The sequence below is a fragment of the Corynebacterium sp. HMSC034H07 genome (assembly GCF_001815175.1).
Taxonomy (GTDB): domain Bacteria; phylum Actinomycetota; class Actinomycetes; order Mycobacteriales; family Mycobacteriaceae; genus Corynebacterium; species Corynebacterium hiratae.
On the sequence record NZ_KV819530.1, the window covers coordinates 60,695 to 69,426 of the forward strand.

The window sequence follows — 8,732 nt, forward strand, 5'->3', positions numbered from 1 at the left end:
AGGCACATGGCTGACATCACCGCCGAATTGGTTTCCGTCGAGCGCCTGCTGTGGACCGGCAAGGCCACCATGGTGACGGCTGAGACCACCGAGGGTGAGATCGGCGTGCTTCCTGGTCATGAGCCCATGGTCGGTCAGTTGATCGACAATGGTGTTGTGACCATCCACCCAGTCGACGGCGACCGTCGCGTCGCCGCTGTCCAGGGTGGCTTCCTCTCCGTGTCCGAGAACAAGATCACCGTCCTCGCCGATTGGGCCATCTGGGCCCGCGAGGTCGATGAAGCCCAGGCACAGGAAGACCTGAAGTCTGAGCGTGAGTTGACAAGGTCTCGCGGCGAAGCTGCACTGCGCGCCGTACGCCGCTTCAACAGCTAACGGATGAGCGGAGAGGGAACCGACGGGCAGCAATGACCGCCCTTCCCACTTTCACTTAGGAACCCCACAACCTCGCTAAGAGGGGGTGGGGTTCCTTCGTCTTCTCCGCCCCCAAGACGAGTAACTCTGAGCAATGACTAGCGTTGTCTACTCCAACGGCGGTACAATCAACCCATGAATTCTCAGGTGCTTCAGGGGCTAACAATTCTTTTAGGTCTGTGTGCACTGGTCCTTCTGGTTTTCCTCATCCTGGCGGCGGTGCGCTTTTTCACCGTGCGCTCCCGCGGCACGAGCATCCTTTTGCGCCAACTACCGTCGAAGGACTCTCATTCTTGGCGTCATGGTCTCGTGCGCTATGACGGCGAGTATATGAATTACTTTAAGCTTCGCTCCGTCATGCCGCGCGCCAACAAGCGTTTTAATCGCCTCGACATCGAATTGGGTAAGACTCGCCCGATGGACGATGACGAGGCTTCTTTTATGCCCTCGGATCACCAAATTATCCAGATTCGCATCGATGGGCGGGACTACGAGATTGCCTCCGATGCGCAGGGCATTATGGCCCTGAACGCGTGGGTGGAGTCGGCTCCGTCGAAGCGCCAAGAAAAGCTGGACTATCACCAGATGCGCCAACGGGCTACCCGTTTACCTAAGAAGTAGCGCTCAACGATAGGGTAGAGGACATGCGTCTTGTCATCGCCCAATGCTCCGTAGACTACGTCGGCCGCCTCGACGCCCACCTTCCGATGGCGGATCGGCTCATCCTCATTAAGGCCGATGGTTCGGTGTCCATCCACGCGGATGATCGCGCCTACAAGCCCTTGAACTGGATGACGCCGCCGTGCACCTTTGAGGAGTCAGCGATTGAGGATATCGATGGCGAAGACACCGGGGAAAAGCTGTGGCTGGTGGAGAACCCCAAGGGTGAGCAGCTGCGCATCACCATTGCTGCGATCCACCAGGATATCGACATGGAGCTAGGTGAAGATCCGGGCTTGGTCAAGGACGGTGTGGAGGCCCACCTGCAAGAGCTGCTGGCCGAGCACATCGAAACGTTGGGGGAGAAGTACTCTCTGGTGCGCCGCGAGTACCCCACGGCTATTGGCCCGGTGGACATTATGGCGAAGAACGCTGAGAACGAGTTCGTCGCCGTGGAGGTCAAACGCCGCGGGGGCATCGATGGCGTCGAGCAGCTCACGCGCTACCTCGAACTGCTTAACCGCGATGATTTGCTAGCACCCGTGCATGGTGTCTTCGCCGCGCAGGAAATCAAGCCCCAAGCCAGGACACTGGCGGAGGACCGCGGCATTCGCTGCGTGGTCCTGGACTATCAGGAGCTGCGCGGCATCGAATCCAACGAGCTGCGGTTGTTCTAGTGCCACGCCGCAACCGCAGAATCCGCGAGGAGCCGCGCTCGCTGCCGCGCGATGGCAGCGCCTTCCTGGGCTCGCAGACGGTGGCAGGGCCGAGCTGGACCAATGGCGAGCCCTTCATCATGCGGCACGTCGGCAGCGCTGCCGCCCAGAAGTATTACGTCTGTCCAGGATGCAACCAAAACATCCCTCCCGGGGTGGCGCACATCGTGGCCTGGCCACGGGATACCGGTGGGCGCGGTGAGGACCGTCGACACTGGCACCGGCACTGCTGGGACCGGCGGTAGGATGGCGGGCATGATTGTTGCCTTTTCCGTAGCGCCCACTGTCGTGGGCGATGAAAGCGCTGAAATGTCCGAGGCCGTGGCCGAAGCAGTGCGTGTTGTCCGTGCTTCGGGCTTGCCCAATGAGACCAATTCCATGTTCACCATCATCGAGGGTGAATGGGACGAGGTTTTCGCGGTCATTAAGGAGGCCACCGATGCCGTACGCGCCGTGTCGCCGCGCACGAGCCTGGTGATTAAGGCCGATATCCGCGAAGGCGTGACCGGGCAAATCACCCAAAAAGTAGATTCCGTTAACCGTTACCTGGAGGAGAATAAGTGACCGGACCGTACGTAGGAGGAGCCCTCGACCTGGGTGCTATCAAGCAGCAGGCGGAGGCACGGGCGCAAGCCCAGACACAGGCTGCAAGCGCCGGAGCCGCTAGCTCCGGCGGCTCCAGCGAAGGGATCGCGCCCTTCTTCGAGGTCACCGAGCAGAACTTTGAGAATGACTTGGTACGCCGCTCCGCGGAGGTGCCGGTTATTGCCTTGATCGGCTCGCCGCGCTCGCCTGCCTCCGAGCAGCTCAAGAAGGACTTCGAGGAGATGGCGGCCACCGGTGGGCTGAAGTTCATCGTGGGCTACATCAACGCCGATGTCGTGCCCCAGGTAGCGCAGGTCTTCGGCGTGCAGAATCTGCCGACCACCGTTGCCATTGCCGCCGGCCAGCCCGTCACCAACTTCGAGGGTGGACAGCCGCGTGAGAACCTCGAGCAGTGGGTTGCGGCGATCGTCGACAAGCTCGGCCCCCAGCTCAAGGGCCTACCCGAACAGGGCGAAGCAGGGGAGAACCCCGCAGAGGAAGTTGCTGATCCGCGCCTGAGCCTTGCGGAAGACGCACTCAACCGCGGCGATTTCGATTCCGCCATCGCCACCTACGAGGAGATCTTGGCCGCCGAGCCAGACAACGTGGAAATCAAGCAGGCCCGCGATACCACGCTGTTGCTCAAGCGTTTGGACCCAGCTAATCGCAGCGAGGATCCCGTCGCCGCTGCGGATGCCGCCCCGGAGGATGTGTCCAAGCAGCTCGATGCCGCCGACGCGGAGGTTGTCGCCGGTGCCCCTGACCGCGCCTTCGAGCGCCTCATCGACGCCATGAAGCGCACCGCCGGGGATGACAAGGAGCAGCTCAAGACTCGCCTCTTGGAGCTCTTTGGGCTCTTCGACTCCGGCGACCCTCGCGTGCTTGCTGCGCGCACGAAGCTGGCAAGCGCGCTGTACTAAAGACGGCGTAGTAATAGTGCCCGGCTTGTGCTGGGGCCGAGAGTGACCTTCCAGGACTGTCGCGGGTTGAACCCTCAGGATGACTCCGTTGAGTCCTCTCCTGAGGGTCTTTTGCGTTAAATCTATTATGTGAGTTGAAGCATGCTAAATTCCTTCTAGTGTTATCACGCACACTTGTTGTTTAACTCTTTCAGGAGGACTCTCATGCGCAAGCTCCTCGGCGTCGTCGGCGCCGCCTCTCTTGCTTTTACCCTTGCCGCCTGCGGAAGCGACGGCTCCGATAGTGCCGGCGGTGCCAACTATGTTCGCGTTCTGGGCACCGAGCCGCAGCAGGGGCTTATCCCCGCGATGACGAATGAGAACGGTGGCGGACGCATCGTCGACATGCTGTTTTCCGGATTGGTGTACTACGACGCTGACGGCAACGTGCACAACGAGATGGCCGAGTCCATTGACAAGGAAGGGGACAAGACTTACAAGGTCACGCTCAAGCCGGACCTGAAGTTCTCCGATGGTTCTGCCGTAACTGCGGCTACTTTCGTCGATACGTGGAACTACGCTGTAGCCAACGAACAGCTCAATGAGAGCTTCTTCTCCTCCATTAAGGGCTACGGTGAAGGCGTCAAAGAAATGGAGGGCCTCAAGGTCATCGATGAGCGCACCTTCACCATCGAGCTCACCCAACCGGAAAGCGACTTTCCGAGCCGCTTAGGTTACAACGCGTACTTCCCGGTGCCTGCGGCCGCACTGGAGGACCCACAGGCTTTCGGCGAGACCCCGGTGTCCAACGGTCCGTACAAGATCAAGGAATGGAACCACAACCAGAACCTGATCATCGAGCCGAACCCGGAGTATAAGGGCGACCGCGCAGCGCAGAACGACGGCATCGAATTCGCCTTCTACGCCGACTCTAGTGCTGCGTACATGGACCTGCTGGCGAATAACCTCGATGTGCTCGAAGCCATTCCTTCATCCGCTTTCGGCAGCTATGAGCAGGACCTGGCCGGCCGCGAGGAGACCAAGCCGGCTGCCACCTACCTGGAGATGTCCATCCACGTAGAAACGCCTCATTTCAGTGGGGAAGAGGGCACGCTGCGACGCAAGGCAATCTCGATGGCCATCAACCGTGAGGAGATCGCGGAGACCATCTTCCATGGCACCCGCACCCCGGCCCGGGAGTTCACCTCACCGGTGCTGAACGGGTACAACGACAGCCTGCCGGGTTCGGAGAACCTGGACTATAACCCGGAGGAAGCCAAGAAGCTGTGGGCGGAGGCCGACAAGAAGTACGGTGCTTTTGAAGGCACGTTCCCGATCAACTATAACACCGATGGTGACAACAAGGACTGGGCTGATGCGGTGGCTAACAGCATCAGCAACGCGCTGGGAATCCAGGCCGTGGGCAACCCTTACCCGGACTTCAAGTCCTTCCGCGATGCCTACCGCACCGAGCGTATGGACGGCGCCTACCGCACGGCGTGGTTCGCCGACTATCCCTCGATGGGTAACTTCCTTGGGCCAAACTTCACCACGGGCGTAGCTTCGAATGACTCGAAGTACTCCAACCCGGAATTCGATGAACTGATTGTGAAGGCCAACGGCGCCGCGAACGAGGAGGAAGCCGCGAAGCTCTACAACCAGGCACAGGAGCTGCTGCTGCGTGACCTTCCCTCCATCCCGCTGTTCTACCCGAACGTGGTCGGCGGGTGGTCGGAGAACGTCCAGGACGTGACATTCAACTGGAAGTCCCTGCCGGTGTACTACGCGGTGAAGAAGAACTAGGGATCTGGTCCTACAGACACACCGCAATATGACTAAAGTGCGGAGGCATGACCTCCGTACTTTTTCTTTGCAATACCAACCGGGGCAAGTCTCAGATGGCGGCTGCCTTAGCTAGGAAGCATGCGCCCGATTGGGAAGTTCACTCTGCAGGCGTAAAGACCACTGAACAGCACCGTGAGCAGGGGGTGAACGCTGAGGCGCAGGCTTCCCTTGCAAAGGTCGGAGCGGACATGGAAGGTACGCCGACGCTGCTTGATGCCGGCCTCGCGTCTTCGGTGGATCACGTCGTCATCGTCGGTGATGCCGACTATGACGGAGTGGCTGAGCGTTGGGAGATTGAGGACCCGTCCGTGCGTGGCCTAGAGGGAGAAGCGCGTATGGATGCGCTGCGCGATGACATTGATGCTCGCGTAAGAGCTTTCCTTGATGGTCACGCGCAGGACTGAAAACTGAAACTGCCTGAGTTGCCAAAACTAGGGGCTGGAATTCGATCCCAGCGGTGATCTTTGGCAACTCGGGCAGTTGTATTTTGAGAAACTAGCCACGGAAGGCATACCACTGCACCGAGTTGGCCGGCAGGTGCAGCTGTACGTGGTTGCCTTCGGAGCGCACGTGGTGGGCAAGGTCGTTGCCAGCGCCCTGGTAGACGGCGTCGTCTGTGTTGATGACCAGCTCCCACTCGCCATCGCGCGGCACCCAGAGGTCATAGTGGGGCACCGAGCTGCCGGAGAAGTTGCACACCGCCAACAAGGCGGAGCCGTCCTTGCCGTAGCGGACGTAGCCCAGCATGTTGTTATTCGAGTCATCAGCCTTGACCCACTGGAAGCCATCCTGCGTGAAGTCTTGTGTCCACAGGGCCGGCTGTTGCTTGTACACCGCGTTGAGGTCGCGCACCAGGCGCTTAATGCCGTGGTGCCACTCGTTGCCCCAGCCCTCCAAGTTGGACCAGTCCACAGAGTGGCCCTCTGCCCATTCGGTGGTCTGGCCAAACTCCTGGCCCATGAACATCAGTTGCTTGCCCGGGTGGGAGAACATGTAGCCGTATAGCGCACGCAGGCCCGCGGCCTTATTCCAGTCATCGCCCGGCATGCGCTCCCACAAGGAGCCCTTGCCGTGCACCACCTCGTCGTGGCTAAAGGGGAGCACGTAGCGCTCCGAGTAGGCGTAGACCATGGAGAAGGTGAGCTCGCCGTGGTGGTAGCGGCGGTGAATCGGTTCGTGTTTGAAGTACTCCAGGGTGTCGTTCATCCAGCCCATGTTCCACTTCAGGCTAAAGCCCAGTCCGCCCTCGTGGGTCGGTGCGGTCACGCCCGGCCAGGAGGTGGACTCTTCCGCGATGGTCAGCACGCCCGGGTGGGTGCGGTTCAGGGTGGCGTTGGTTTCCTGGAGGAATTGGACGGCCTCAAGGTTCTCGCGCCCGCCGTAGATATTGGGCAGCCATTCCTCGCGGGAGTAGTCCAGGTAGAGCATGGAAGCAACGGCGTCGACTCGCAGGCCATCCACGTGGAACTCCTCAGCCCAGTACAGGGCGTTAGCCACGAGGAAATTGCGCACCTCGTTGCGGCCGAAATCGAAGACGTACGTGCCCCAGTCAGCCTGTTCGCCGCGGCGCGGATCCGGGTGCTCGTAGAGTGCCTGCCCATCGAAGCGGCCCAGCGCCCACTCATCCTTGGGGAAGTGCGCGGGAACCCAGTCAACGAAGACGCCGATGCCTGCCTTGTGCAGGTCGTTGATGAGCGCGCGTAGCTCGTCCGGGGTGCCCCAGCGCGCGGAGGGAGCGTAGTAGCCGGAGACCTGGTAGCCCCAGGATCCACCGAAGGGGTGCTCGGCTACAGGTAGCAGTTCCACGTGGGTAAAGCCATGCTCCAACAGGTAGGGGATGAGCTCTTCGCGCAAGGTGTTGTAGTTAGCACCCACCTTCCAGGAACCGACGTGAAGTTCGTAGACGCTCATCGGGACGTCGAGGTCGCCGTTGCGCTTGCTCATCCACTCCTCGTCGCTCCACTCGAAGCTGGAGCGGGCCACCACGGAGGCGGTCTCCGGCGGGGCGATGGTGCGCTTGGCCAGGGGGTCGGCCTTGTCAATGCGCGGGGAGTTCTTGCCATGGACCGCGAACTTATAGCGCTCGCCCTCGCCTACACCCGGGATGAAAACCTCCCAAATGCCCGTGGAGCCGAGGCAACGCATGGGGTACTGGGTAGGGTTCCAACCGCAGAAGTCACCGACCACGGCCACGCCTTCCGCGTTGGGTGCCCACACGGCAAACGCCGTTCCTTCGACCTCACCCAAGTCGGTGGTGTAGCTCTTGAGGTTGGCGCCCAAGACCTCCCAGAGGCGCTCGTGGCGGCCTTCGCCAATGAGGTGCTGATCCAGGGTGCCCAGGGTAGGCAGGAAGTGGTAGCCGTCCGCTACCTCGACGGCGGGCTGGCCCGGGTAGGTGATGCGCAGGCGGTAGTCTGCTTCTTCGGCGAGCGAGGCCTCCCAGATATCATCCCCAACCGCGCGCATGGCGAGGGTTTCGGTGGCGGTGACGAGCTCGACGGCTTCGGCACCGGGGCGGCGAGTGCGGACGGTTCCGTCGTGCCACCCATAGAAATCATGGGGCGCGTGGTGGCGGCAGTGGTTGAGGCGTTCGAGGTCTGAGGCCGGGATGTTCATACAGACCAAATTACCGAACAACGCCCGCTCGCGGGGCCTAAAAGAAACCCCGCGCTACCTATGAAGGGGGTACGGGTTCAGCGCGGGGTTTCAGCGGCTTTAAAGCTTAGGCGCGGTAGTCGTTCACCCGGCGCCACGCTATGCGTTCCTGCAGGTCATGGTGGGCCGGCGGGAGGATGAAGATGTGGGCGACGTCACGCAGCGGTTCCAGGCGCACGAAGTTACGGTCGGACCACTCGTAGGCAGCTCCACTGATGGTGTCCTGCACCGTGAAGTGATCGCCCGGGTGGCGGCCCACGGCGGCAAGATCCAGGAAGACTGTGGCCTCCTGTGCATTGCGCGGATCCAGGTTGACCACCACGAGCACCACGTTGCCGGTGGTGGGATCAGCCTTGGAGTAGGCAATGATGGCCTCGTTATCGGTGTTGTGGAAGCGCAGCGTGCGCAGTTGCTGGAGGGCCGGGTTCTCGCGGCGGATGAGGTTGAGCAGGCGGATATAGGATTCCAGGGAGTCACCAGACTTGACTGCGGCCTGGAAGTCACGCGGGCGCAGCTCGTACTTCTCCGAATCGAGGTATTCCTCGCTGCCCGGCTTGACTGCTTGGTGCTCGTAGAGCTCGAAGCCGGAGTACACGCCCCACAGCGGGGAGAGCGTGGCCGCCAGGGTGGCGCGGATGGCGAACATGGCGCGCCCGCCGGTCTGCAGGGACTCGTGGAGGATATCCGGGGTATTGACAAAGAGGTTGGGCCGGCAGATATCGGCTTGCTCCACGTGCATCTGCGCGAATTCGGTGAGCTCGTGCTTGGAGGTCTGCCACGTGAAGTAGGTATAGGACTGCGTAAATCCTGCCTTGGCCAGACCGAACAGACGCGGGGCGCGGGTAAAGGCCTCGGAGAGGAAGATGACCTCCGGGTGGGTGATGTGCACCTTGGAGATCAGCCAGTTCCAAAAGTTGGTCGGCTTGGTGTGCGGGTTATCCACGCGGAATGTGGTGAC

Annotated in this window: 9 protein-coding genes and 1 pseudogene; 8 read left to right on the forward strand and 2 right to left on the reverse strand. The window is 61.2% G+C overall.

Annotation, left to right across the window (positions count from 1 at the left end):
* Positions 1-6: 6 nt before the first annotated feature.
* The 8 genes from HMPREF3009_RS07390 to HMPREF3009_RS07425 all read left to right on the forward strand — a co-directional run bounded on the left by HMPREF3009_RS07390 (position 7) and on the right by HMPREF3009_RS07425 (position 5,523).
* Positions 7-375 carry a F0F1 ATP synthase subunit epsilon gene (locus HMPREF3009_RS07390; RefSeq protein ID WP_049155064.1) on the forward strand — a complete coding sequence of 123 codons (369 nt, stop codon included), beginning with the start codon at positions 7-9 and terminating at the stop codon, positions 373-375.
* A gap of 174 nt (positions 376-549) precedes the next feature.
* A complete protein-coding gene (locus HMPREF3009_RS07395; protein ID WP_070511579.1) occupies positions 550-1,035 on the forward strand; it encodes a DUF2550 domain-containing protein in 486 nt (161 codons plus the stop codon).
* A gap of 23 nt (positions 1,036-1,058) precedes the next feature.
* On the forward strand, positions 1,059-1,751 hold the full coding sequence (nucS, locus tag HMPREF3009_RS07400) for an endonuclease NucS (protein ID WP_049155061.1): 693 nt from the start codon (positions 1,059-1,061) through the stop codon (positions 1,749-1,751).
* Positions 1,751-2,035, forward strand: coding sequence for a hypothetical protein (locus HMPREF3009_RS13760; protein ID WP_080975079.1), 285 nt, complete (start codon positions 1,751-1,753; stop codon positions 2,033-2,035). The genes nucS and HMPREF3009_RS13760 overlap by 1 nt, the downstream gene beginning before the upstream one ends.
* Positions 2,036-2,045: 10 nt before the next feature.
* Positions 2,046-2,354 carry a thiamine-binding protein gene (locus HMPREF3009_RS07410; protein ID WP_049155059.1) on the forward strand — a complete coding sequence of 103 codons (309 nt, stop codon included), beginning with the start codon at positions 2,046-2,048 and terminating at the stop codon, positions 2,352-2,354.
* Positions 2,351-3,295, forward strand: a complete 945-nt coding sequence (locus HMPREF3009_RS07415; RefSeq protein WP_070515584.1) for a tetratricopeptide repeat protein — start codon at positions 2,351-2,353, stop codon at positions 3,293-3,295. Before HMPREF3009_RS07410 ends, HMPREF3009_RS07415 begins: the two co-directional genes overlap by 4 nt.
* Positions 3,296-3,499: 204 nt before the next feature.
* Positions 3,500-5,077, forward strand: a complete 1,578-nt coding sequence (locus HMPREF3009_RS07420) for a peptide ABC transporter substrate-binding protein (RefSeq protein WP_070511583.1) — start codon at positions 3,500-3,502, stop codon at positions 5,075-5,077.
* A 47-nt stretch (positions 5,078-5,124) separates the two neighbouring features.
* On the forward strand, positions 5,125-5,523 hold the full coding sequence (locus HMPREF3009_RS07425; RefSeq protein WP_070515586.1) for an arsenate reductase/protein-tyrosine-phosphatase family protein: 399 nt from the start codon (positions 5,125-5,127) through the stop codon (positions 5,521-5,523).
* Positions 5,524-5,614: 91 nt separating this feature from the next.
* Here the strand turns inward: HMPREF3009_RS07425 and glgB are convergent, their stop codons facing one another.
* Both glgB and HMPREF3009_RS13765 read right to left on the reverse strand, forming a co-directional pair.
* Positions 5,615-7,735, reverse strand: a complete 2,121-nt coding sequence (gene glgB / locus HMPREF3009_RS07430) for a 1,4-alpha-glucan branching protein GlgB (protein ID WP_070681064.1) — start codon at positions 7,733-7,735, stop codon at positions 5,615-5,617.
* 106 nt (positions 7,736-7,841) lie between these two features.
* Positions 7,842-8,732: pseudogene (locus tag HMPREF3009_RS13765) on the reverse strand (alpha-1,4-glucan--maltose-1-phosphate maltosyltransferase); the annotation flags it as partial.